Annotated in this window: 20 protein-coding genes; 14 read left to right on the top strand and 6 right to left on the bottom strand. The window is 62.7% G+C overall.

The genetic code is table 11. The annotated features are described in order from the left end of the window. Window positions 1–11 precede the first annotated feature (11 nt). The 9 genes from FEZ63_RS08435 to nagA all read left to right on the top strand — a co-directional run bounded on the left by FEZ63_RS08435 (window position 12) and on the right by nagA (window position 11134). Window positions 12–1580: an ABC transporter permease subunit gene (locus FEZ63_RS08435; RefSeq protein WP_244622742.1), complete on the top strand. Its 1569-nt coding sequence runs from the start codon at window positions 12–14 to the stop codon at window positions 1578–1580. Beyond that, window positions 1567–2265: a thiamine ABC transporter ATP-binding protein gene (locus FEZ63_RS08430; protein ID WP_150943273.1), complete on the top strand. Its 699-nt coding sequence runs from the start codon at window positions 1567–1569 to the stop codon at window positions 2263–2265. The genes FEZ63_RS08435 and FEZ63_RS08430 overlap by 14 nt, the downstream gene beginning before the upstream one ends. Before the next feature lie 175 nt (window positions 2266–2440). Next, a complete protein-coding gene (locus FEZ63_RS08425) occupies window positions 2441–4741 on the top strand; it encodes a putative bifunctional diguanylate cyclase/phosphodiesterase (RefSeq protein ID WP_150943271.1) in 2301 nt (766 codons plus the stop codon). 159 nt (window positions 4742–4900) lie between these two features. Continuing rightward, window positions 4901–5728, top strand: coding sequence for a chromate resistance protein ChrB domain-containing protein (locus FEZ63_RS08420; protein WP_150943270.1), 828 nt, complete (start codon window positions 4901–4903; stop codon window positions 5726–5728). After that, window positions 5685–7133 carry a chromate efflux transporter gene (gene chrA / locus FEZ63_RS08415; protein WP_150943268.1) on the top strand — a complete coding sequence of 483 codons (1449 nt, stop codon included), beginning with the start codon at window positions 5685–5687 and terminating at the stop codon, window positions 7131–7133. The genes FEZ63_RS08420 and chrA overlap by 44 nt, the downstream gene beginning before the upstream one ends. 160 nt (window positions 7134–7293) lie before the next feature. Next, window positions 7294–8178, top strand: a complete 885-nt coding sequence (locus FEZ63_RS08410) for a glucosamine kinase nucleotide-binding domain-containing protein (RefSeq protein WP_150943266.1) — start codon at window positions 7294–7296, stop codon at window positions 8176–8178. After that, on the top strand, window positions 8156–8956 hold the full coding sequence (locus FEZ63_RS08405; protein WP_420846266.1) for a GntR family transcriptional regulator: 801 nt from the start codon (window positions 8156–8158) through the stop codon (window positions 8954–8956). The genes FEZ63_RS08410 and FEZ63_RS08405 overlap by 23 nt, the downstream gene beginning before the upstream one ends. After that, entirely contained in the window at window positions 8946–10001 is a 1056-nt protein-coding gene (locus FEZ63_RS08400; protein WP_150943264.1) for an SIS domain-containing protein, read from the top strand. The genes FEZ63_RS08405 and FEZ63_RS08400 overlap by 11 nt, the downstream gene beginning before the upstream one ends. Next, window positions 10001–11134 carry an N-acetylglucosamine-6-phosphate deacetylase gene (gene nagA / locus FEZ63_RS08395; protein ID WP_150943262.1) on the top strand — a complete coding sequence of 378 codons (1134 nt, stop codon included), beginning with the start codon at window positions 10001–10003 and terminating at the stop codon, window positions 11132–11134. Before FEZ63_RS08400 ends, nagA begins: the two co-directional genes overlap by 1 nt. Here nagA and FEZ63_RS08390 read toward each other — a convergent pair. The 4 genes from FEZ63_RS08390 to FEZ63_RS08375 all read right to left on the bottom strand — a co-directional run bounded on the left by FEZ63_RS08390 (window position 11131) and on the right by FEZ63_RS08375 (window position 14920). Then, window positions 11131–11580 carry a GNAT family N-acetyltransferase gene (locus FEZ63_RS08390; protein ID WP_162419707.1) on the bottom strand — a complete coding sequence of 150 codons (450 nt, stop codon included), beginning with the start codon at window positions 11578–11580 and terminating at the stop codon, window positions 11131–11133. The genes nagA and FEZ63_RS08390 overlap by 4 nt on opposite strands. Beyond that, entirely contained in the window at window positions 11577–12401 is an 825-nt protein-coding gene (locus FEZ63_RS08385; protein ID WP_150943260.1) for an ABC transporter permease, read from the bottom strand. Before FEZ63_RS08385 ends, FEZ63_RS08390 begins: the two co-directional genes overlap by 4 nt. Before the next feature lie 5 nt (window positions 12402–12406). After that, complete coding sequence (locus FEZ63_RS08380; RefSeq protein ID WP_150943258.1) at window positions 12407–13354, bottom strand: ABC transporter permease; 948 nt, start codon at window positions 13352–13354, stop codon at window positions 12407–12409. A gap of 66 nt (window positions 13355–13420) precedes the next feature. Continuing rightward, a complete protein-coding gene (locus FEZ63_RS08375) occupies window positions 13421–14920 on the bottom strand; it encodes an ABC transporter substrate-binding protein (RefSeq protein WP_150943256.1) in 1500 nt (499 codons plus the stop codon). Between the two features lie 147 nt (window positions 14921–15067). On the opposite strand from FEZ63_RS08375, the gene FEZ63_RS08370 reads away from it, so the two are divergent. From FEZ63_RS08370 to FEZ63_RS08350, 5 genes are all read left to right on the top strand, one after another. Next, window positions 15068–16087 (top strand): serine hydrolase domain-containing protein, encoded by a 1020-nt coding sequence (locus tag FEZ63_RS08370; protein ID WP_150943254.1) that lies wholly within the window; start codon window positions 15068–15070, stop codon window positions 16085–16087. Between the two features lie 85 nt (window positions 16088–16172). Continuing rightward, window positions 16173–17075 (top strand): N-acetylmuramic acid 6-phosphate etherase, encoded by a 903-nt coding sequence (locus FEZ63_RS08365; protein WP_150943253.1) that lies wholly within the window; start codon window positions 16173–16175, stop codon window positions 17073–17075. 45 nt (window positions 17076–17120) lie between these two features. Then, window positions 17121–18023: an N-acetylglucosamine kinase gene (locus FEZ63_RS08360; protein ID WP_150943250.1), complete on the top strand. Its 903-nt coding sequence runs from the start codon at window positions 17121–17123 to the stop codon at window positions 18021–18023. A gap of 157 nt (window positions 18024–18180) precedes the next feature. Beyond that, the gene (locus tag FEZ63_RS08355) at window positions 18181–19083 is read left to right on the top strand and encodes a sugar kinase (protein WP_150943248.1); all 903 of its coding nucleotides are present in this window, start codon (window positions 18181–18183) and stop codon (window positions 19081–19083) included. Between the two features lie 22 nt (window positions 19084–19105). Continuing rightward, window positions 19106–19453 carry a DUF3088 domain-containing protein gene (locus FEZ63_RS08350; RefSeq protein ID WP_150944121.1) on the top strand — a complete coding sequence of 116 codons (348 nt, stop codon included), beginning with the start codon at window positions 19106–19108 and terminating at the stop codon, window positions 19451–19453. Window positions 19454–19474: 21 nt separating this feature from the next. Here the strand turns inward: FEZ63_RS08350 and FEZ63_RS08345 are convergent, their stop codons facing one another. After that, a complete protein-coding gene (locus FEZ63_RS08345; RefSeq protein ID WP_150943246.1) occupies window positions 19475–21058 on the bottom strand; it encodes a peptide chain release factor 3 in 1584 nt (527 codons plus the stop codon). Between the two features lie 291 nt (window positions 21059–21349). Continuing rightward, entirely contained in the window at window positions 21350–22465 is a 1116-nt protein-coding gene (locus FEZ63_RS08340; RefSeq protein WP_150943244.1) for a succinylglutamate desuccinylase/aspartoacylase family protein, read from the bottom strand. Window positions 22466–22475: the final 10 nt, after the last annotated feature.

The raw sequence follows: 22475 nt of genomic DNA, 5'->3' as shown, positions 1-22475 counted from the left end.
GTCTCGTGCGTATGAAGCTGCCTCACCCCGGAAGCCTCGTCGCACTTGCGATCGTGGCTCTCGTGGCGGGCGGCTTCATTGCCCTTGCGTCCGTCGATGGCGGCAAGCCGGCGCTGTTGTCCATCGGACCCTATCTGGTTCGCGTCCTGCTCTTCTCGCTCGTTCAGGCCAGCCTCTCGACGATCCTTTCGCTTCTTTTTGGCATCGGCGTCGCGCTCGCTCTGGCCCGCCGTCATTTTCCGGGTCGCGAGGTGGTCCTCTCTGTCCTCGGCACGACGATGGTGATGCCGAGCATCGTTGCGGTGCTTGCCGTGCTCAGCGTCTATGGACGCAATGGTTGGCTTGCCGATGGTATTCGGGCACTCGGATGGACCGGCGACTTCAGCATTTTCGGATATCCGGGGATTCTCATTGCGCATGTGTTTCTAAACGCGCCGTTCGTGGCGCGGATCGTCCTCGATGGATTGCATGTCGTGCCGGCTGAACAATGGCGATTGGCGGCCGCGCTCGGGTTCACGCCAGGCCAGACCTTCCGGCATCTCGACTGGCCGGTTCTACGTGCGGAAGTTCCCGGCTTGGCCGGCCTGGTGTTTCTGCTCTGCTTCAAGAGTTTCGCCATCGTCCTGGCGCTCGGCGGTGGCCCCTCACGGGCAACCCTGGAGGTGGCGATCTATGAGGCGCTGAAGATCGAACTCGATTTCAGCCGGGCCGCTTGGCTGGCCTTTATCCAGGTTGCGATCTGCCTGTCGATCACCATTGTGCTGAACTGGACTTTCACCCGTCCGCCCGTCACGACGACAAGCCGGCCGCCGGCTCCCCGTCCGGATCGTGTGCATCGGGGATTAAGAGTTTTCGACGCGGGCGTGCTCCTCATGAGCGCAGCTTTCATTGTCCCCCTCCTGTTGAGCGTCCTGGCGGGCGCGCGTTACGCGGTTGAAATCCTCGACACGGATCTCGCCGCTGCTTTCGTCGTGAGTGTCGCCATCGCGACCGTTGCCGCCACGATCTCCTGTCTGCTCGCGGTGGCACTTGGTGCGGCGGCGCGGCGCCATCGCCTCGCCTTGCGGTCCCCGCGCGTGGCGGCCCTTTACGATCTGCTGCCAAACATGCTTCTGGCCGTCCCGCCTTTCGCCCTGACCGCAGGCCTATTCCTGATCATGCGGAAATTCGTCGATCCCGCGATGGCCGGGTTCGTCCTTTTGCCGCTCATCAACGGATTGGGCGCCCTGCCCTTTGCCTATCGGTCGATTGCGCCACGGCAATTGCTTGCGGGGGAACGATATGGCCGCTTGTCCGACTCCTTGGGTTTGTCCGGGATGACAAAGTTCAGGTTGATGGACTGGCCCCTGCTGCGACGGCCCTTTGCGGCGGCTTTCGCGCTCAGCATGGCGCTGTCATTTGGCGATTTCGGCATTGTGGCGCTCTTTGGCGGAACCGAACTTCGCACTTTGCCCTATCTGCTCTACGAACGTCTGGGCGCCTACAGGCTGGATGAAGCCTCCGCCGTCGGGCTGCTCATTCTCTTCACCGCCTTCTGCCTCGCCCATGTTTCAGGTCGGATGTCCTATGCTGACGATTAAGGATTGCCGCCTTGTCTGGCCTGATTTCACCGCCGACTATTCGCTGTCGGTGGAGAACGGCACACTCTGCGCCATCGTGGGACCGTCCGGCGGCGGCAAGACCACGCTGCTGCATATGATCGCCGGCTTCGAGACGCCGGACAGCGGTGAGTTGACCTTCGACGGCCAGGACCTTCGTCCATTGTCCCCTGCCGCGCGACCCACCTCGATTGTTTTTCAGGACCACAATCTTTTTCCGCATCTGACCGCGAGCGAGAATGTGAGCCTCGGGCTGCGCGCCTCGTTGCGGCTGACGGCCGAGGAGCGCACTCTCGTAGCGGACACGATGGAGGCCGTCGGCCTTCATCGGCTTGGTCATCGCAAACCTGGAGAGATGTCCGGTGGCCAGCGTCAGCGCATGGCGCTGGCGCGGGCGCTCATCTCGAGGAAACCGTTGATCCTTCTCGACGAACCCTTCAGCAGCCTCGATCCATCCTTGCGCCGAGACATGATCCTGCTGGTCGATGACATGCGCCGGAGCCGCCCCGTCACCATTCTCATGACGATCCATACGCCGGACGAGGTAGCCGACCTCGCGGACCAAATGGCCTTCGTAGCCGACGGCCGCGTTGTTGCCTCAGGGCTGCCGGCGGAGATCATGCAAGGCCCATGGGTATACCGCCATCGCCCGGAAAGCGCCGGCTAACCGAACCCGCCTTGACCGAGTCTCTTCCCCGATACGGCAAGGGAAGCGGTCGCCGACAAGTAACGTCTTATAGTCCTTGGGATCTCCACTTCTCCACTATTGTCCGACAGGATTGAGGGATAGCCTCTGCCTGAGCTTTAAAATTGAACCAGAGACCGAGCCAGTCGATCCCATCATGTCAGAGATACCCGCTCATCCGCTCACCCCCATGGGTGGTGAGTTTTATGCACCCGACCGAGAGCGGGCCTTTCAGGCGGAGCGTCTCGACGACACGGTCCGACATGTGCGCGTCCTCTTCCTGCTGTCGGCGGTCTTGAATACGCTTTTCTTTCTGAGCGACTGGCGTTTCTACGGCGACCCGCACTTCTACGTGGCAATCCCGGCCCGCGCGCTGGTGGTCATCATCTCCCTCATCTGCTTCTGGAGAATCCAGCGCGTCACCACCTTCAGGAGCGCTCAGAACTCCATGCTGACTTGGGAATTCGTTACGGCGATTGCCGTGGCGTTTCTTGTCAGTTCCCACAGCAACCTGGCGCTCTTCGTCGTGTTGCTGCTGCCCTCGATCTACTATTTGGTGGTCCCCACCTCCTTCCGTTGGACCGTGATCTCCGGCATTGCATGCAGCGTCTTACTTCTCGCCGGCTATCTGCTGCCTGCCCAGACGAGCCCGACTGATACCGGTCTCGTGCTCGCGATGATCATGCTCAATCTCGCGCTGGTGCTGGTGGTGACACGCTCAAATCGACTTCAGCGGACCGAGTGGGCGGCAACGCAGGCAGAGCGCAGGGTGAAGAACGAATTGCTCGAAAGCCGGGCGATGTTCGAGGCGATGTTCAAGACTGTGCCGATACCGCTGGTGGTGACCCGCCCAGACGGGACTCTGGTGACGACGAACGATGCCTCGATCAGGTTTTTTGGCCTTCAGCCGGAAACGATGCGTATTCGATCGATCAGTGAAGTTTATGCCGATCCACAGGATCGAAACACGATACTCGAGATGCTGGCACGCGATGGGCGCGTTGCTGGGTACGAGACGACCGCACGGGTGGCCGACGGCACGTCACGCACGGTTCTCATCGCCAGCAACATGTTGGAAATCGGCGGCGAGAACTACATCATGTCGGCTGTCGTCGACATCACCGAACGAAAGGCCGCGGAAGAACGGGTTTGGCGAGCCGCAAGCCACGATTCCCTGACCGACCTGCCCAATCGCGCGTTATTTCAAAGCCGCCTCGAACAAGCGCTGATCCAGGCCGAGCGGAACGGCACCCAAGTCAGCATTCTGCTCATTGACCTCGACAATCTCAAAAACGTCAACGACACGCTGGGGCATGACGCCGGAGACGCTTTGTTGATGGAAACGGCGAAGCGACTGAAGTCGATGATGCGGGATTGCGACACCGTGGCGAGATTGGGCGGCGACGAGTTCGTGGTCGTGCTGGTTGAGCCGATCCAGCTTTCCAATGCCATGAGCCTGGCCGAACAGGTCCTGACGGAGTTGCGCCGATCCTTCCGTCACAATGACGAAACCCTGTCGGGCCTCGCGAGCATCGGGGTGGCGGGCTATCCCGAGCATGATCGGAAGCCGACCGAGCTTCTGAAAGATGCGGATCTGGCCCTCTATGCCGCCAAGGCGCAGGGACGCAACCGCGCCGTCGCGTATACGCCCGACATGCGCCACCGAATCGAGCAACGCGCCACTGTCACGCGCGAGATTCAGGATGCGGTGCGCCGGGGTGAGATCGTTCCCTATTATCAGCCGAAAATCGATCTCGCGAGCGGACACGTTACGGGGTTCGAGGCGCTCGCCCGTTGGCAGCACCCGGAGCAGGGCTTCCTGACCCCCGCCTCCTTTCTCACCGCCTTCGAGGATCCCGAATTGTCGATCGCAGTCGGCGAACACATGATCCGCCGAGTCGCTAGCGACATCAAAGAATGGCTGGATGGCGGCGTCGATTGTGGCCGCATCGCCGTCAATCTCTCGACTGCTCAGTTCAACTGGATCGGTCTCGCACGACGCTTCATCGAGATCCTGCGGGAATCCGGAGTGCCGAACGAGCGGCTGGAGGTGGAGATCACCGAAACCGTCTTTCTCGGCCGCAGCTCGACCCATGTGGTCACGGCATTGAGGCAATTTCACGAGGCCGGAATTCGCATCGCGCTCGATGATTTTGGAACCGGCTATGCCTCGCTGCTGCATCTCAAGCAATTTCCTGTCGACGATATCAAGATCGACAAGAGCTTTGTGACCGATCTGGAAAACGATCTCGAAAACGCCGCCATCGTTCAGGCTGTCATCGAACTCGGCCTCAGCCTCGGCATGAATGTGATCGCCGAGGGCGTCGAGACCATCGAACAAGCGAATTTTCTGAAAGTGCGCGGGTGCGCGCAGGCTCAGGGCAATCTCTACGCCGCGCCGATGCCGATGGAGGACGTGCCGCGGTTCCTCGAATCGCAGCGACTGCAAAATGCCTGATGGGGTCGCTTTGGAATGGGTTCTGGCGGCGATTTGCGGGTCCGGGACTTGCCTTGACATCCCGAAGGATTGTGGTGTGTAATTCGCCCATGGGGACTTGCGATCTCCCCACGAGGCGACATGCCTAAGCATCGCGTCCGCTAACCTTACGGACGTATCATGTCGTCACTCAGCTCCATTTCACCGATGAAACTCGCCCGCCTCATTGGCCGGCCCGATTGCCCGGTCCTGATCGATGTTCAGACCGATGATGATTTCGCTGCCGATCCGCGCCTGATCCCCGGTGCGGTTCGGCGGCCCTTTGCCACTGTGTCCGAATGGGCGGCGGAATTCACCGCTCGACCGGTCGTGGTGATCTGCCAGAAAGGTCTCAAAATCAGTGCGGGCGTCGCGGCCTGGCTTCGGCACAGCGGTATCGCGGCCGAGAGTCTGGAGGGCGGGGCGCTCGCCTGGGCCGGTGAGGGATTGCCGATGATCCCCGCCGCCAAGGTGCCCCCAAGAGACGAGTGCGGTCGAACCGTGTGGGTGACCCGCGCGCGTCCGAAAATCGACCGGATCGCGTGCCCCTGGTTGATCCGTCGCTTCGTCGATCCGGCGGCCGTGTTTCTGTTCGTGCCGCCGAGCGACGTGGTCGGGGTCGCCGAGCGATTCAACGCGACGCCATTCGACATCGACCGGCCGGATATCTTCTGGAGCCATCGGGGCGACAGGTGCACTTTCGACGTGATGGTCGAGGAATTCTGCCTCGCCACAGAGCCGCTGCTGCACCTCGCCACCATCGTTCGCGGCGCCGATACCGCCAGGCTCGGTCTGGCGCCCGAAGCGCCTGGGCTTCTCGCCGCATCGCTCGGGCTGTCACGCATGTATGCTGACGACCTGGATCAGCTCGAGGCAGGTATGATTCTCTACGATGCCTTTTATCGATGGTGTCGCGATGCGACGGATGAAACCCACAATTGGCCCAGCACCAAGCCAGCAGGACACTGACCTCGTGGAGCCGGTGACGCCGCCTGTTCTGGCGAGCACTTCCGAGCGTCCGCGCCACGGCGTGACCTGGGGGGAAGCGTTCCGCGTGTGGTCGCGGATCGCCGCGCTGTCCTTCGGCGGTCCGGCAGGTCAAATCGCCGTCATGCATCGCATACTGGTCGAGGAGAAGCGGTGGATCTCGGAGAGCCGGTTCCTCCACGCGCTGAACTACTGCATGCTGTTGCCGGGCCCTGAGGCGCAGCAGCTCGCAACCTATATCGGCTGGCTGATGCACCGGGTGCCAGGTGGGCTGCTCGCGGGCGGCCTGTTTATCCTGCCCGGCATCGCCGCCATCATGGCCCTGAGCTGGATTTACGCACTTTACGGCAATGTCGGCGTTGTCGCCGGGCTCTTCTTCGGCCTCAAGGCTGCGGTTCTCGCCATCGTCCTCGACGCTGTCGTTCGAATCAGCCGCCGCGCCTTGAAGAACGCCCTGTTGGTTGCGATCTCCGTGGGCGCTTTTGCGGCCATCTTCGCGTTCAACGTGCCGTTCCCGCTGATCGTGCTGGGCGCGGGCATCATCGGCTTCATTGGCGGTCGAAGCGGCTCGCGCTTCTTCCTGTCCGGCGCGCCTGAACCTGAGACTGCTGGAGAAGCGCCTCCTCTTCTTGGCGAAGGCATTGAAAGTCGGGGCCCCTCCTGGCGCGAGGCACTGCGCGTCGCCGGCATCTGGCTTTTGCTTTGGCTGGTGCCGGTCGCGACGCTGATCGTCGTTCTCGGATCCGACAATGTCTTCAGCCAGATCGCCGTCTTCTTCTCCAAGATGGCCATGGTGACGTTCGGCGGCGCCTATGCGGCGCTGGCTTATGTGGCCCAGCAGGCGGTCGAGCAATACGGGTGGCTGAAACCGGGCGAAATGCTCGATGGACTTGGAATGGCCGAGACAACCCCGGGGCCGTTGATCATGGTGCTCCAGTTCGTCGGCTTTCTGGCAGCCTTCCGAGATCCGGGCCAACTCTCGCCGCTGATGGCCGGCACCTTGGGCGGACTGCTCGCGACCTGGGTCACTTTCACCCCCTGCTTTCTGTGGATTTTTCTCGGCGCACCCTACATCGAGAGGATTCGGGGAAACCGGGCGCTTGGGGGTGCCTTGTCGGCCATCACGGCGGCGGTCGTCGGCGTGATTCTCAATCTTGCGATCTGGTTCTTCATCCACACGATCTTTGCCCAGGTCTCGTCAGTGTCCGTGGGCATCTTGCGCTTCGACGTCCCGCTGCTGACAAGCATCAACGTCCCGGCTCTGATGCTGTCGGCTGCCGCGATCATCGCCATGTTCCGCTATAAGCTCGGCATATTGGCAACCTTGGCCCTGTGCTCACCGATCGGCATGGCACTGTATTTCTTCGGGGCAATCGGGCCGTCCTGACGTGACAAGTGCTCTTCTAGTGGTATCGCGTCGTCGCAGGACGCGTCGGGTCCCCACTGCACTTTACAGGCTGCCTCTTCACGAACTGGATATTAACTGGCATGGTTGATGCCTACCTTGCCTCCGACGTCCAGCAAGAGGATTGGCACCCGGTTTGACGATGAACGACCCTCTTTTTCTCGGCATAGATGGCGGCGGTACGAAATGCAGGGCGCGCCTGCACGACGCCCGGAGCGCGTTGCTCGGAGAAGGATCGGGCGGACCGGCGAATGTGCGGCTCGATCCTGAACTGGTGTGGGACTCCATTCTCATGGCGATCCGCGAGGCGATGGCTGCCGCGAGGCTCGGCGAAGCCGATCTCAAGCGAATCCATGTGGGAATGGGCGCGGCCGGGGCCGGACAGGCATCCTCGCTCAAGCGCTTCCTGTCGCGACCGCACCCCTTTGCATCGATGGCCGTGGAAACCGATGCGCATACGGCCTGGCTGGGTGCATTTGGCGGCGGCGATGGCGCGATCCTGATCGTGGGGACAGGCTCATGCGGCTACGGGAGCGTCGGCGGCAGGCGTTACTATGTGGGTGGCTGGGGCTATGAGATTTCCGACGAGGGCAGCGGCGCCGCCATAGGACGCAACGCATTGCGCCACGCCATCTGGGCCTATGACGGGCGCATCTCCGCCAGTGCTCTTTCCGACGCTCTTCTGAAGGAGTTCGACAACAACCCCGAAAGGTTGATTGATTGGGTCGGAACGGCGCGCGGCAGCGACTATGCGCGCTTTGCGCCGCTGGTCCTCGATCACGCCAACCGGCGCGACCCGCTTGGCCTCGCACTGCTCCAGAGCGCGACGGCGGATCTGGCTAAAGTCGCGATACGTCTCCTCGATCTTGGCGCTCCGGCTTTGTGCTTGGTCGGCGGCCTTGCCGAGCCCCTGCGGCCGTGGCTGCCGCCACCGGTCCAAGGTGCAATTACCACGCCCGCGGGCGACGCTCTCGACGGAGCCATTCTGCTCGCCCGAGAATCACATGAGCGAGGCGCGAATGCTTAATCTGACGCCGGATGCTCTGGATCTCACGCCGCTCGACGAAAGCAATCCGACGCCGCTCTACATCCAGCTGCAGCAATCGATCGAGGAGGCTCTGCGCCGGGGCGCGCTGAAGACCGCCGATGCGTTGCCGGGCGAACGCGACCTTGCCAAGCAGCTCGGCGTCTCGCGGGTCACGGTGCGCAAGGCCATCAATGGCCTCGTAAAAAAGGGCGTGCTCGTTCAGCGTTGGGGTTCCGGCACCTTCATTGCACCGCAATCGCGAATCGAGCAGCCGCTGTCGCGCCTCTCGAGCTTCACCGACGACATGTCGGCGCGCGGCTTGCCGTCGTCCGCGGTCCTGCTCAGCCGCTCGATCGGGCAGGCTTCGCCCAACGAACTGATGGCACTCGGGCTTTCACCCGGCGATCTCGTGAGCCGGGTCAACCGGCTCCGCCTCGCCGATGGCGTGCCCATGGCCATCGAACACGCGGTTGTTCCGAGCCGGTTTCTCCCCGATCCATCGCTGGTCAAACAATCGCTCTATTCGGTCCTTCACGATCAGGGCGTGTTGCCGAGCCGCGCGCTGCAGCGTCTCCACGCGGTTTTGCTGACCGAGGAGCAGGCGGTGCTCCTGAAAGTTCCGCCCTTGAGCCCAGCGCTCTATATCGAGCGTCGCTCATTCACGGGGTCGGGGGAGGCCGTCGAATTCACCTCGTCCTATTATCGGGGCGATGCCTATGACTTTGTGGCTGAGCTGACGATCGGCCAGCCGGACCGGATGACGACCGATGCCAATTGAGACGACCGACTTCGACCCGACCACCACCGCCATGCTGCGCGAAGCACATGAAGCCCCGCAGGTCGTCGCGCGCCTGCTCGACGCGAATGCTCCGCTCTGCCGGGATCTCGGCGCGAGACTGCGCGCTTCGCCGCCGCCCTTCGCTGTCACCTGCGCCCGCGGCTCGTCGGACAACGCCGCGACCTTTGCCAAATACCTGCTCGAGATCCATTCGGGACTCGTGACCGCCTCGGTTGGACCGTCCGTCACATCGGTCTACGCCGCGTCTCCGCGAATGCGCGACGCGCTGTTTCTCGCCGTGTCCCAATCCGGCCGCAGTCCCGACATTCTCCATCTTGCCCAAGCGGGCCGGGCCGATGGTGCCCTCACGGTGGCACTCGTCAACGACACCACCTCTCCGCTCGCCTCCACGTGCGAAGTCGTGCTGCCGCTCCACGCCGGCCCCGAGAAAAGCGTGGCGGCGACGAAATCCTTCATCGCCGCGCTCGCGGCAGGCCTGCAACTCGTTGCCCATTGGTCCCAGGATCGGGACCTTCTGGCCGCGCTGGACCGATTGCCCGACGTGCTCGAGAAAGCCGCCGCGACAGATTGGTCGGCGGCGCTACCGCTCCTGTCGCGCGCCGACAATCTTTTCGTCGTCGGACGCGGCGTCGGCTTTGCGGTGGCGCAGGAAGCGGCTTTGAAACTCAAGGAAACGTCCGGTGTGCACGCGGAGGCGATGAGTTCGGCCGAGCTGATGCATGGGCCATGGACACTGGCGGGAGAACACTTTCCGATCCTCGTTCTCAGCCAGCGTGACGAAACCCTGAATGGCGTGAATGATCTCGTAGGGAGGTTGAACAGCCAAGGAATACCGGTGGTCGTGGCGGGTGCGGCGGAAGGTCCGGCCAGCATCATGTTGCCGTCGGTGGAAGGCATTCACCCCTTCGTTGCACCCATCGCGCTCATCCAGAGTTTCTACCCGTTGGTCAATGCCATCGCGCATGCCCGCGGTCGCAACCCCGATAACCCGCCGCGCCTGCTCAAAGTCACGGAGACGGTGTGATGGTAGTCGCGCTGACCGGCGCTCGGATCTTCGACGGAACGCATATTCTCGAAGGACGCGCGGTGATCCTGGACGGTGCCCGCATTGTCGGCGTGCCGTTGGAGAAGGACCTGGGTGCGGGCCTCAAGCGCCAGCCCATCGAGGGTCTGCTCGCTCCCGGCTTTATCGACACGCAGGTGAATGGCGGCGGCGGCGTGCTGTTCAACGACGTCAGGACAATCGACGGCATCAGGACAATAGCCTCGGCCCATCGGGCCTACGGCACGACAGGATTGCTGCCGACCTTCATCACCGACACGCGCGAACGGATGATCGAGGCCTTGGAGGCGATGCAGGATGCGCTTGCGGCGCGCGTGCCCGGAATCCTCGGCATTCACGTCGAAGGCCCTTTCATCAACCCGGAACGAAAGGGCGTTCACAACCCAGCCTATATGCGCCCGATGGAGGACGAGGACATCGCAATCCTCACTTCCCTGCAGCAGGGCCGCACGATCGTCACGCTTGCGCCCGAGAAAAACGACATGGCGGCGATCGCGCGCCTCGCGGCCTCGGGTGTCCTCGTCTGCGCGGGCCATACCGCCAGCGACTATGCCACCATCCTGGAGGCCTGCAGCCACGGCTTGCGCGGCTTCACGCACCTGTACAACGCGATGCCGCCCCTCGCAGGCCGCGAGCCCGCCGTTGTCGGCGCGGCGCTCGATAGCAACAGCACCTGGTGCGGTGTGATCGTCGACGGGCATCATGTGTCGGATGCGTCGCTGCGCATCGCCATCGCGGCGAAGGGCAAGGAGCGCATCATGCTGGTGACCGACGCGATGTCAGTCACCGGCACCGACTTGACGAAGTTCGAGCTGCATGGCCGCACGATCTACCGTCGGGACGGAAAGTTGACGACCGAAGACGGAACGCTCGCGGGCTCGGATCTCGACATGGCGGCCGCTGTTCGCAATGCGGTGAATCGATTAGGCGTGGCGGTTCCGGATGCGTTGCGGATGGCGTCGCTCTATCCTGCGAGCTTCCTCAAGCTCGATCATGAACTCGGCCGCATCGCGCCGAACTATCGCGCCAGTCTCGTTCTGCTCAACGATGATCTCACGGTGCAGCGCACGTGGATCGACGGCGCCGAGAACTAGGGCGCGGTCTCGCCCTTGACGTAGAAGACGAAGCTGCGGTTTCGGCCCGCGAATTCACGGTCGTATTCACGATCGAGCCGCCAGCCGTACCGCTCGTAGAAGCGGCGCGCGCCGTGATTGTCTCGAAAGCATTCGAGACTTTTCGCCCCCTTCCTCTCCGCGTAGTCGAGAAGCCGGGACCCCACGCCCTTCCCGGTCGATCCCGGGTCGATGAACAGCATGTCGATGTGGCCGTCCGTCATAAGAAGAAATCCGAGTGGATTCTCGTTATCCACCGCAACGATCAACGCTTCAAGACTGGCGGCGAACCGGGCTGCAAAGAATTCCGCATCGCGGCTTGCCAGCACGTCGTCCTCAAGAATGCCCGCAAAGGCGAATTGATAAGATCGTTGCGCGACACGGGCGAGCGCCGGCACGTCGGCTCCGGTCGCCGCGCGTAACTTCAAGGTTGGCCCCTCAGGCGCGGATCGAGCGTATCGCGCAGAGCGTCCCCCAGAAGATTGAACCCGAACGAGAGGAACAGGATTCCAAACCCGGCAAAAATGGCGCTCCAGGGCGACAGCAACAGAAAGTTTCTGCCCTCGGACAGCATCAACCCGAGCGACGGCGTCGGCGGTTGCGTGCCCAGGCCGAGGAAGGACAACGAGGCTTCGACGAGGATCGCGGCCGAGAGCAGCAAGCTCGTCTGAACGAGAATGACCGATGCGAGGTTCGGCAGGATATGCATGAAAATGATGCGGCTGTCGGAGGCTCCGATAGCCCTTGCGCCGGCGACATACTCGCTCTCGCACAGAACCAGCGCCGGCCCGCGCAGCAGCCGGGCGAAGATCGGCGTATAGACGACCGCGATAGCAGCCGCAGCGCTGTAGGTGTGCGGGCCGAGCACCGCGATGATGCCGATGGCCAGCAGCATGACCGGAAAGGCAAAAAGCACGTCCATCAAACGCATCACGATCCGGTCGAGCCAGCCGCGATAGTACGCGGAGACCAGTCCAAGCGTTCCACCAGCGAGCAAAGCCACGCCGACAGCGATCACGCAGGCAATGAGCGACGTCCGATAGCCGTAGAGAATGCGCGTCAGGACATCGCGTCCCAATTGATCGGTGCCGAGCCAGTTCAGAACAGTCGGCCCTCGCAAGCGGCGGGCGACGCTCTGCGCCATGGGATCATAGGGCGCGATCCACGGGGCGCCGAGCGCGAGGATCAGTTGCACCGCAACGAGGACGAGCGCGAAGGTGAGAAGTTTGTTTCGGGCGAGACGCGACACTGGATCTAAGCTCTCACGCGCGGGTCGACGAGCATATAGAGCATGTCGACGATGAAGTTCACCAGCACGAAGCCGGCCGTGACCACCAGGATGGTTGCCTGAATGAGCGGATAGTTGCGCTCCGCAATGGCGCCGAGAATGAGCCGGCCGAGGCCGGGAATCGCAAATACCTGCTCCACCACGATGGCGCCGCCGAGCAGATAGCCGGTCATGATGCCGACGCTGGTGAGGAACGGAATCAGCGCGTTGCGCAAAGCATGCTTATAAACCACGCGCCGCTCGCTCAAACCTTTCGCCCGCGCTGTTCGCACATAATCCTGGCCCAGCGCATCGAGCATCGCCGAGCGTACCAGGCGCGAAAGGTTCGCAAGAATCGGCAGCGCGAGCGCGAAAGCCGGAAGCAGCATCCGCTCCAGATTGCCGAGCGGGTCCTCGGAAAACGGCACGTAGCCGAGGGAGGAAAACCCCGGCGCGAGACTCGAGAGAAGCAGGATCAGCACGATGCCGAGCCAGAAGGACGGGATCGTCAGCCCGGCGATAGCGCCGACACGCATTGTCACATCCGCCATGCCGCCACGCGTCTGAGCCATCAGGCAGCCGACGGGGACTGCCAACAGGGCGCCGATGAACAACGCCAGAAACGTCAGTTCAAGGGTCGGCCAGAGATGGATCAGGATCTCGCCCGCGACCGGCCGGCCGGTCCAGAGTGATGTGCCGAAATCCCCGCGCAACGCTGCGCCGGCCCAGATCAGATATTGCTCGATCACCGGCCGGTCGAGGCCGATACGCCGGTTGAGTTCCGCGAGGCGCTCAGGCGTGATCTCGGTGTTGGCCCCCAGCATGATCGCAACCGCATCGCCGGGGATGAGCCGGATCATCAAAAAGACGATGATCGACACGCCGAAGAGAACGACGAGGAGATCGAACAGACGTGTGAAGAAAACGCGGCTCATGAATGTGTGTTCATTCTAAAAGCTTCGGCGCGCCGGGCCGGCGCGCCGAAGCGTTCTTCGGGACGATCAGTAGCTGGCGTTCTTGAGGTTCACCAGCGAACGGTTCGCCATGATGTCGAAGCCCTGCATCTTGTCGCGCATGGCCGAGAACAGCGTGCTGTAGGTAAGATGCGCAACGGGTCCCGAGCAGGCGAGCTTCTTCTGCACCTTGTCGTACGCAGCCTTCCGAGCAGCCTGATCCTGCATGGACCGGGCGCTGTCGAGCAGGCCGTCGATCTCGCTGTCGGAATACTTGTAGACGTTGGTCGAACCGCCGGTGCGGAACGTGCGGAAGAAATATTCGTCCGGATCGGGACTGCCCGCGTTGGTTGACGCGAACAGGTCGAAATTGCTGTTGCGCCAATCTTGGATGAACTGCCCCTGCTCCTGGTTTTTCAGTTCAACTTTGAAGCCGGCTTTGTTGAGCTGCTCCTGCACGACTTGGGCCACATCCTTGATGTCCTGCCGCGGCAGCACGTTCATGGTGACGGTGACAGGAAGGGTCACGCCGGCTTCCTTGAGCAACGCCTGGGCTTTCGCCGGATCGGTGGTGTAGCAGGGATACTCCTTCACATCGAGCGCCCAGGACTTCAACGCCGGCGACAGCGGCCCGCCGGGCACGCCCGCGCCGAACAGCGCCGCATCCACGATCTCCTTGCGGTTCAGCGCATAGTTGAAAGCCTCTCGCACTTTGGGGTTATCGAACGGCGGCTTCGACACATTCATGCCAATCAACGCGTAGGCCAGCTCCAGCGTCTCGGCGAGCTTCACGCCCGGCTTGCCCTTGAGCTGCAGAGCAGTCGCCGCATCGATGTTCGGCAGCATGGCGTATTGGCCATTGATAAGGCCGACCTGTCGAGTCGCCGATTCCGGCACGATGTTGAACTTCAGGCCGGTGAGTTTCGGCAGGCCTTTCTCCCAATAGGCGTCGTTGCGCGAGAGCAGCACGAAACCGTTCGGCTGCCATTCGGTAAACTTGAACGGGCCGGTTCCGATGGGTTGTTTCTGCAACACATCCTTGTCGGTCTCGACCGAGCTCGGCACGATCGCGATGGTAGCGAGCGATGCCAGCAACGGCGCGGAGGGTTCCTTCAGTGCCAATTCGACGGTCTGCGGATCGACCGCCTTTGCACCCTCGATGCTCGCAAGGCGGCTTGCCAGGGGTGAGGCGATTTCCTTGCTCTGAACGCGCTTGATGGAGGACACCACATCCTCCGCTTCCATCGCGGAGCCGTCGTGGAATTTGACGTTCGGTCGGAGCTTGAACGTGTAGGTCTTGCCATCAGGAGAGACGGTCCAGGATTCGGCGAGCCCCGGCGTCACCTTCAGGTCTTTGTCGATCGCCGTCAGACCCTCATAGATATTGCCGTTCACGATCATGAAGCTCGGAAAGGCCGTGATGAGATGCGGGTCGAGACCCGTCGGACTCAAATCGGTCCCGATCTCGAGAACCTGCGCCGAGGCCGAGGCCATGGCCGTCATAAGGAAACCGGCGCCAATGGCGCAGCGAAGTGCCGACCTGATCATTCTTTTTTCTCCCCTGGAAAGTCGCGGTTGAAATTATAGGCGATCGCCGCGGGCCTGTCATGGTCCAATATCATACCACTCTGGACGCTCTTTCGGTCTATGGTATGGTCCTCGCATCATTCGCCTCGCAGCCCGCCGCCAGCAGCCATGCACATCAACCACCTGATCGACCCTGCCTTTGCGCCAGCCTCCGCGGCCGTTCGCGCCGGGGATATTCCCGGCGCGGTCCTGGGCGTCGTCACCGCCGCCGGTGAGCGCGCCGTGCGGGCGGAGGGATCAGCCCAGATCGAGCCGGATCATGTCGGCGTGACTCGGGAGACGTGGTTCGATCTGGCCTCGCTCACCAAGGTGATTTTCACGACCACGAGAATTCTGCATTACGTCGAACAAGGCCGCATCGCCCTCGACGATCCGTTGACGAAGGTCATTCCGGATCTGCGCCAATACGACATGAATGCCGCGGAACGCCGCCTCACCTTCCGCCAATGTCTGGCGCATGACACGCATCTTCCGGCGGTTGAGCCGCTCTATACCTACGGGCAGGACCCGCAGACCCTGCGCGCCTTCGTGCTCCAGCGTGTATGGAAACCGGGGCCGCCTGTTTATTCCGACATCAACTTCATCCTGCTCGGCATCGCCATCGAACGTCTCTCGGGCCTCCCCGTCATCGACCAGGATTTGGCTGAGGGCCTGACATTCCGACCCGACGCGCTCCAATGCGCCGCCACCGAGCGCTGCACCTGGCGCGGACGCGTGATCCGGGGCGAGGTGCATGATGAAAACGCCTTCGCGTTAGGGGGTGCTGCTGGTCATGCGGGATTGTTCGGAACCATCGGTGGCGTCCTCGACTTCGCACGAGGTCTTCTCGACGGGTCCCTTCTCGCCGCAGCCTCGATCGATGCAATCCGTAGCCGGCAGACGGCGACCCGGAGCGTGGGCTGGGAATGCCGTCATGCCGGCTGGCACGGCGGCGACATATGTTCGGATTCGACCATCGGTCATACGGGCTTCACGGGAACCGGGCTCTGGTTGGATTTCGACCGCGGCATTGCATGGTCGCTTCTCACCAACCGTGTCCATCCGACGCGCCACAGGGACAGCGGGATCCTGGCGCTCCGGCGCGCAACCGGCGAGCGTGTGAGCGCGCAATTCAACCCGGCGCATTGAACACGAAAGCGCCCGTTCTGCCGCCTCCGCAAGATTGCCCCGGGAACCAACTGGACCTATAGTGGTCTGCAAGAAAGATCACATCATGACCACCGAACATTTCAGTCCCCGTTTCCAGGATCTCGATGCCTGGCCCAGCCTCGACATCCTGTCGGCCTTCTATGAGGGCCAACTGAGCGCGGTTGCGGCCGTGCGGTCCGCGCTTCCCGCCATAGCGGCGGCAGCCGAAGAGGCCGTCATGCGTCTTCGGCGCGGCGGCCGTCTTGTCTATGTGGGCGCCGGAACGTCAGGACGCATCGGCGTTCAGGACGGGACCGAATTGCCCCCCACCTTCAACTGGCCGGACGACAAGCTCGTCTATCTCATCGCCGGCGGCGAAGGGGCTTTTTTGAAAGCGGTCGAAAACGCCGAAGATTCCGTCGAACAGGGGATCGCGGGCATTCGCGACGCGCAGATCGGCCCAGACGACGTAGTGATTGGCGTGGCGGCGAGCGGCAGGACACCGTTCACCATCGCGGCGCTCGAGGAGGCGCGGTCTCGCGGGGCACAGACCATCGGTATCTCCAACAATGCCGAGGCGCCGATCCTTGCGGTCTGCTCGCATCCCATTCTCGCCGAGACGGGGGTTGAAGTGGTGGCGGGCTCGACCCGCATGAAGGCCGGCACGGCGCAGAAAGTGATCCTCAACCTGCTGTCGACGCTCATCATGGTCCGCCTGGGACGCGTCTATCGCGGGCTCATGGTGCACATGCGCGCCACCAACGCGAAGCTCCGTCGACGCAGCGAGATCATGGTGTCGCAAATCACCGGCTGTGACGATGCCACGGCCATCGAGGCCCTGCGGCAGGCGGATGGCGACATGAAGGTCGCATCCATGGTGGCGCTCGGCATCAATGCCACGGACGCGCGGCAGGCATTGTCCCGAAGCGATGGCAATTTGCGCGAAGCCCTGTCACAGTTCGGCACGAAAGCCGGGTCCAAAACATAAGGGGCCCGACCAACCGCCGAGGCCGTTCAGGGGACACGACGCACGATGACGCTGGGACTTGGCATCGACGCGGGTGGAACAGCAACACGCTGGAGATTGGTCGAGGAAGACGGTAAATGCGTCGCGCAGGGTTCGGTCGATCCGCTGACCGGACATCTGTTCTCCGCCGCAGCGGAGGACCGCGCGCGACAGATCGTCGACGCGATGGCAAAGGCCGTCCTGCACTCCGGCCAGCCGATGGGGATCGTCGCCGGAATTACCGGGCTGACCCGGGACACCCCGGCCGAAGCGACCATGCGCGCGCTTCTTGGGACGGCTTTCAACCTCGCACCCGCCAAGGTCTTCGTCGCCGAGGATATGTGGATTGCCTACCTGTCCTATTTTGCGCTCGGCGAAGGCATCCTCATCTACAGCGGCACGGGTTCGATTGGGTATTATCTGTCGCCGGACAAAGAGGTGATCCGCGTCGGCGGGCGCGGCAATCTCATCGACGATGGCGGGTCCGGTTTCTGGATTGCGCGGGAGGCTCTGAAGGCGATCCTTCGCACGGAGGAGGAAACGCCCGGCGAAGGCTGGTCGACGACCCTGGGCACCTGCATGGCAGGCGCCCTGGGCGGAACCGACTGGAACGTGGTGCGGGCGTTCGTCTATGGCGGGGATCGCGGCAAGATCGGTGAACTCGCCCGTGTGGTCGGAGACGCCGCCGAGCGTGGCGACAAGACCGCCGAGGGAATCCTTCGGGCGGCTGGAACCGAGCTCGCGCGCCTCGCCAACGCGCTTTTCAGACGTCTTGCGCCGCGTCCGGTCGCTCTCGTCGGCGGCGCATTCCGCATCCATCCAATGATCGGCGACGCATTCCGCCGGGATCTTCTGGCGCCTGTGGATGTGATCAACAGCGATGTCGATGCGGCGCTTACCGCGGGACGGCTAGCCGCTCTCGTGCGGTGAGAAGCAGGCCGTATCCCAGCCGCTGGCGGACGCATTGCTCATCATGGCGATCGCGCCGCAGACCCGTCGAAACCCGAGCCCGGCCGGACTTGCGCGGAGCCCCCGTCTTGCTCCACACTTCGCCCGCCCTTGCTTTTCACAAGATAGAATATCAGAGATGCACGCTCTTTTTGTCGGCCAAACCTATATCGATGTGACGTTTCTGGCGGACGAGATTCCGACCGGCGACGAAAAGACGGTCGCGCGGGATTACGCGATCTCGTTTGGCGGAAATGCCGTTACGGCAGCTTTTGCCTGTGCAAAGCTCGGCATCGCGCCGGATCTCCTGACCTCGATCGCTGACGATTGGCTCGGGCGCATGTTTATCGACATGGCGGCGAAATACGGCATCTCCGTCCATCACCGCAAGGTGAAGGAATCCTCACTCTCCTTCATCATGCCGCAGGGCGGCAAGCGCGCAATCGTGCGCTGCCGCGACGATCATTATCTTCATCCCGTGCCCCCGCTGAACATTGCTGGATGCCGTGCGCTGCATCTCGATGGCCACCAGGCCGATGCGGCGATGCATTACGCAAGGATCTGCCGCGAGGCCGGAATTCTCACGTCGCTCGATGGCGGCGGTCTTCGCTCCAACACACACGAATTGCTCGAACTCATCGATGTGGCGATCGTGGCCGAACGTCTGTGCGAGCAAATGAATCTGAGCGCGTCGGAGATGCTTGCTTATCTAAAGGGGCGCGGTTGCAAGATCGGCGGCGTGACGATGGGCGAGCGCGGATTGCTCTGGTACGACGAGGCTGGAATCGAGAGCGTGATGCCGGCTCTCGCGGTTCCGGCCAAGGCAGTCGTCGACACGAACGGTGCGGGTGATATTTTCCACGGCGCCTATGTGTATTCGGCAATGGCGCGTCCGGACTTCCCATGGCGCGAGCATTTCCTGTTTGCGCGCGCGGCATCAGCCTACGCTATCCAGCATCTCGGCAACGAGGCAAGCCTGCCGACGCTCGGCGACATCACGGCGACGCAGCAGCGTTTCGGTGAACGCAAGCTCGCCGCGTGAGCCGGCGGTGGGTGACGCAATCGTGACACGGGACAGGCTGTTCATCCTCAAACCGGATTTTGCGGATCCGGCTTATCCTGGCAAACGTTTCTACTGCTGGCATTGCGCCCTGATCGAAGGCGTCCTTGCGTCTTTTCCGGACCTGGCGAGGCGACTGGATGTGGAGCGCGTTGCTTGGCCGCGCCCGCGAGCGGACGTCATCGCTCTGGTGGGCGAGGACAATCAGTCCTTGCCGCTTCTCGTGCTCGCCGGTGACGCCGAGGACACGCTTCCGGCGCGCCGCTATGGTCACCATCGATTCATCGCCGACAAGGACGAGATCTTGCGGGTCTTGAGCCTCCGCCACGGTTTTCCCGAGCCGCATCCTTAAGTCTGGCTGCCCAACCGTCTCCTAGGCGGCTTTCTTCTGATAATCCTTCACGTCCGAGAACCTGATGCCCTTGGCGCGGTCCATCTCGTATTGGAGATTGAAATTGTTGGCGGCCATGAAGACCGGCGCGCCGTCGAGATCGCGCGCCATCGACGACAAGTGCGAGTCGATGAACTTGTCGAGCTCGATCCTGTCGCTCGAGTCGATCCAGCGGCAGATCGTGAAGCGCGTCGGCTCGTAATCGATGGGCAAGCCATATTCTCCCATGAGCCGTTCTTTCAACACGTCGAGCTGCAGCGCGCCAACGACGCCGACGATGGCGCCCGAACCGTCCTGCGGAACGAAGAGCTGAACGACGCCTTCCTCGGCCATCTGCTGCAAGGCCTCGCGCAATTTCTTGGCCTTCATCGCATCCTGCAGCTTGATGCGGCGCAGGATTTCCGGCGCAAAACTCGGCACGCCGCGGAATACGATGTCTTCCCCCTCCGTCAGCGTATCGCCGATGCGCAAGGTGCCGTGGTTGGGCAGGCCCACCACATCGCCGGCCCATGCCTCGTCGGCAATCGCGCGATCCTGCGCGAAAAAGAACTGCGGCGCGTTGAGGCTCATGGGCTTGCCGGTCCGCACGAGCTTCGCCTTCATGCCGCGCGCGAGCCGACCCGAGCAGATCCGCATAAAGGCGATGCGGTCGCGATGGTTCGGGTCCATGTTGGCCTGAATCTTGAACACGAAGCCTGTCATTTTGGGCTCGCCGGCCTCGACCAGTCGTTTGTCTGAATCCTGGCCGCGCGGCGGCGGCGCGTAGGCGGCCATCGCATCGATGAGATCGCGCACGCCGAAATTGCGCAGCGCGCTGCCGAAGAACACCGGCGTCAGATGACCTTCACGGAATGCCGCGAGATCGAACGGCTTGCAGGCTTCCTGCGCCAGCGCAATCTCATCCTGCCACGCATCAAGTTCTTCGGGCGGCAGCAGATTTGTCACGAACGGGTCGGTGGGACCGGAGACCTTCGTGGGCTCCTCGTCCGCGTCGATGCGCCTCACCAGATCACGGCGGAGATCATAGGTGCCGGCGAAGGAACGCCCCTGGCTGATCGGCCACGTGACCGGCGCGGTGTCGAGCGCCAGGGTCTTTTCGATCTCATCGAGGAGATCGAAGGGGCTGCGCGCCTCGCGGTCCATCTTGTTGATGAAGGTCACGATGGGAATGTCGCGCATCCGGCAAACCTCGAAGAGCTTGCGGGTGCGTGCCTCGATGCCCTTGGCGGCGTCGATCACCATGATGGCGGAATCAACCGCGGTGAGCGTGCGGTAGGTATCCTCCGAGAAGTCCTCGTGGCCGGGCGTATCGAGGAGATTGAAGACGCAGTCGCCATATTCGAAGGTCATCACCGAAGTGACGACGGAAATGCCGCGGTCGCGTTCGATGCCCATCCAGTCGGATCGAGTCGAGACGCGGTTCTTTTTTGCCTTCACCTCACCGGCAAGCTGGATCGCGCCACCGAACAGCAGCAGCTTTTCAGTCAGCGTGGTCTTGCCCGCGTCGGGGTGAGAGATGATCGCAAAGGTGCGGCGGCGGCCCACGGGGGCCGGAAGATCGGTCATGTGCGGTCTGTTCTCCGGGCCGTGACAGCCGGGATTGGAGGTAAGGGCAACACGCCGCAGCGCGGCCCCTTTACGTCATACGGGGTTTCAACCCATATTGGACTTCCCCGTCAACAACGAAAAGGAGGTGATCAAGTGTCTCATTGTCATACCCTGCGGTCCCCGGTTGCCGTGACCTTGATCCTGGCCTCTGCCGAGATCGGTGCGTAACGCACAATAGGACGGTCCACCGGACCGCGGACCAAAGACAATGGAAAGGCCGCCCGTTCGAGGCGGCCTTTCTTTTATGAACTACGCTCCAAGGAGCTTGCCCGTCCGGGTGACGGTCGTGCCCGCCACCTTGGCGATGCGTTGCCCCTCGCTCGCAAAGCGCAGCAGGATCCTGGCGAACATGATGCCGTCGGCGGCAGAATGGGCCTGGAGCGCGTTGCCCGTGAGGGGATCGACGATATCGGCCACCACCTCCCCTGCCTTGACGGTGTCGCCGACGTTCTTGCGGAAAATTACCATGCCGGAGGCCGGCGCAATCACCGGCTCGGAGCCGGCCAGAGGCGTCGGCGCGCATTGGGCCGGCGGCACGACGGGCACCGCTCCGGCGATCACCCCGCGCAGGATCAGGAACGAGATGAGCGCCGCCGCGTCGGGACGCGCGAGTTCATCGCTCACATCCATCTCACCTCGGAACTCCAACGTCGTGGCGTGGCACGCCATCGGAATTGGCCGATCGGGGAAGCGCCCGGCAAGTTCCGCCCAGGGACGGCTGCACGCCTCATCGAACGGATCATCACCCGAAACATCCGCCACCAGCACCGCCTTCGCCCCAAGGAAAGCGGCCAGCGGGGCGAGTTCGTCAGAGGAGAGCGGGTGCGTGTAGAGGTGCATCACCGCCTCGGAATCGCAGTGCAAATCGAACACGTAATCCGCGTCGATGGCCAATTCCAACAGCGTCTTCTTCAGCACTTCGGCCGCGCTGGCGGTCTTCCACTCGGAAAGCTCAATGAGCAGGGCGTCGCGGATCACGCGCACATTGGTATCGGCCTCCCCCGTCAGCAACGCTTCGACGCGGGCTGTCGCCTCAGCAATTACGTTGGGGTAGCCTCGGTTGAAATTCATCCCGTTCGAAAGATCGAAGCGGCCAACGGGTTCTCCCAGAACCTTCTGGGCGAGCCCGATGGGATTGGCCGAGGGGACGAGCACGATCTCGCCCTCGATCCGGCCTTCGGCCTCCAGCGCGAGCAACTGCTCGCGGAGGTGATGGGCCACGATCATGCCGGGAATTTCATCCGCATGGAGCGCCGCCTGCACATAGACACGTGGTCGCGCGCCCGCGGTGCCGAAGCGGTGGATCGTAAGCGAAAGGTTGGCCCCGGGGGCGAGCGGCGAGAGCCTGATCTGTTCTGTTCTCATGCGTCGGCAA

This window comes from Microvirga brassicacearum, from assembly GCF_008757455.1.
Lineage (GTDB): Bacteria > Pseudomonadota > Alphaproteobacteria > Rhizobiales > Beijerinckiaceae > Microvirga > Microvirga brassicacearum.
The sequence above is the reverse complement of the archived record's forward strand: the minus strand, read 5'-3'. Positions and strand labels throughout refer to the sequence as shown.

Coding starts and splice junctions, on each gene's coding strand:
- FEZ63_RS08430 (WP_150943273.1), top strand. CDS start 1,567: ATGCTGACGATTAAGGATTGCCGCCTTGTCTGGCCTGATTTCACCGCC.
- FEZ63_RS08405 (WP_420846266.1), top strand. CDS start 8,156: ATGAGCGAGGCGCGAATGCTTAATCTGACGCCGGATGCTCTGGATCTC.
- chrA (WP_150943268.1), top strand. CDS start 5,685: ATGAAACCCACAATTGGCCCAGCACCAAGCCAGCAGGACACTGACCTC.
- FEZ63_RS08345 (WP_150943246.1), bottom strand. CDS start 21,058: ATGACCGATCTTCCGGCCCCCGTGGGCCGCCGCCGCACCTTTGCGATC.
- FEZ63_RS08400 (WP_150943264.1), top strand. CDS start 8,946: ATGCCAATTGAGACGACCGACTTCGACCCGACCACCACCGCCATGCTG.
- FEZ63_RS08410 (WP_150943266.1), top strand. CDS start 7,294: ATGAACGACCCTCTTTTTCTCGGCATAGATGGCGGCGGTACGAAATGC.
- FEZ63_RS08365 (WP_150943253.1), top strand. CDS start 16,173: ATGACCACCGAACATTTCAGTCCCCGTTTCCAGGATCTCGATGCCTGG.
- FEZ63_RS08360 (WP_150943250.1), top strand. CDS start 17,121: ATGACGCTGGGACTTGGCATCGACGCGGGTGGAACAGCAACACGCTGG.
- FEZ63_RS08420 (WP_150943270.1), top strand. CDS start 4,901: ATGTCGTCACTCAGCTCCATTTCACCGATGAAACTCGCCCGCCTCATT.
- FEZ63_RS08375 (WP_150943256.1), bottom strand. CDS start 14,920: ATGATCAGGTCGGCACTTCGCTGCGCCATTGGCGCCGGTTTCCTTATG.
- FEZ63_RS08355 (WP_150943248.1), top strand. CDS start 18,181: ATGCACGCTCTTTTTGTCGGCCAAACCTATATCGATGTGACGTTTCTG.
- FEZ63_RS08370 (WP_150943254.1), top strand. CDS start 15,068: ATGCACATCAACCACCTGATCGACCCTGCCTTTGCGCCAGCCTCCGCG.
- FEZ63_RS08435 (WP_244622742.1), top strand. CDS start 12: ATGAAGCTGCCTCACCCCGGAAGCCTCGTCGCACTTGCGATCGTGGCT.
- nagA (WP_150943262.1), top strand. CDS start 10,001: ATGGTAGTCGCGCTGACCGGCGCTCGGATCTTCGACGGAACGCATATT.
- FEZ63_RS08340 (WP_150943244.1), bottom strand. CDS start 22,465: ATGAGAACAGAACAGATCAGGCTCTCGCCGCTCGCCCCCGGGGCCAAC.
- FEZ63_RS08380 (WP_150943258.1), bottom strand. CDS start 13,354: ATGAGCCGCGTTTTCTTCACACGTCTGTTCGATCTCCTCGTCGTTCTC.
- FEZ63_RS08425 (WP_150943271.1), top strand. CDS start 2,441: ATGTCAGAGATACCCGCTCATCCGCTCACCCCCATGGGTGGTGAGTTT.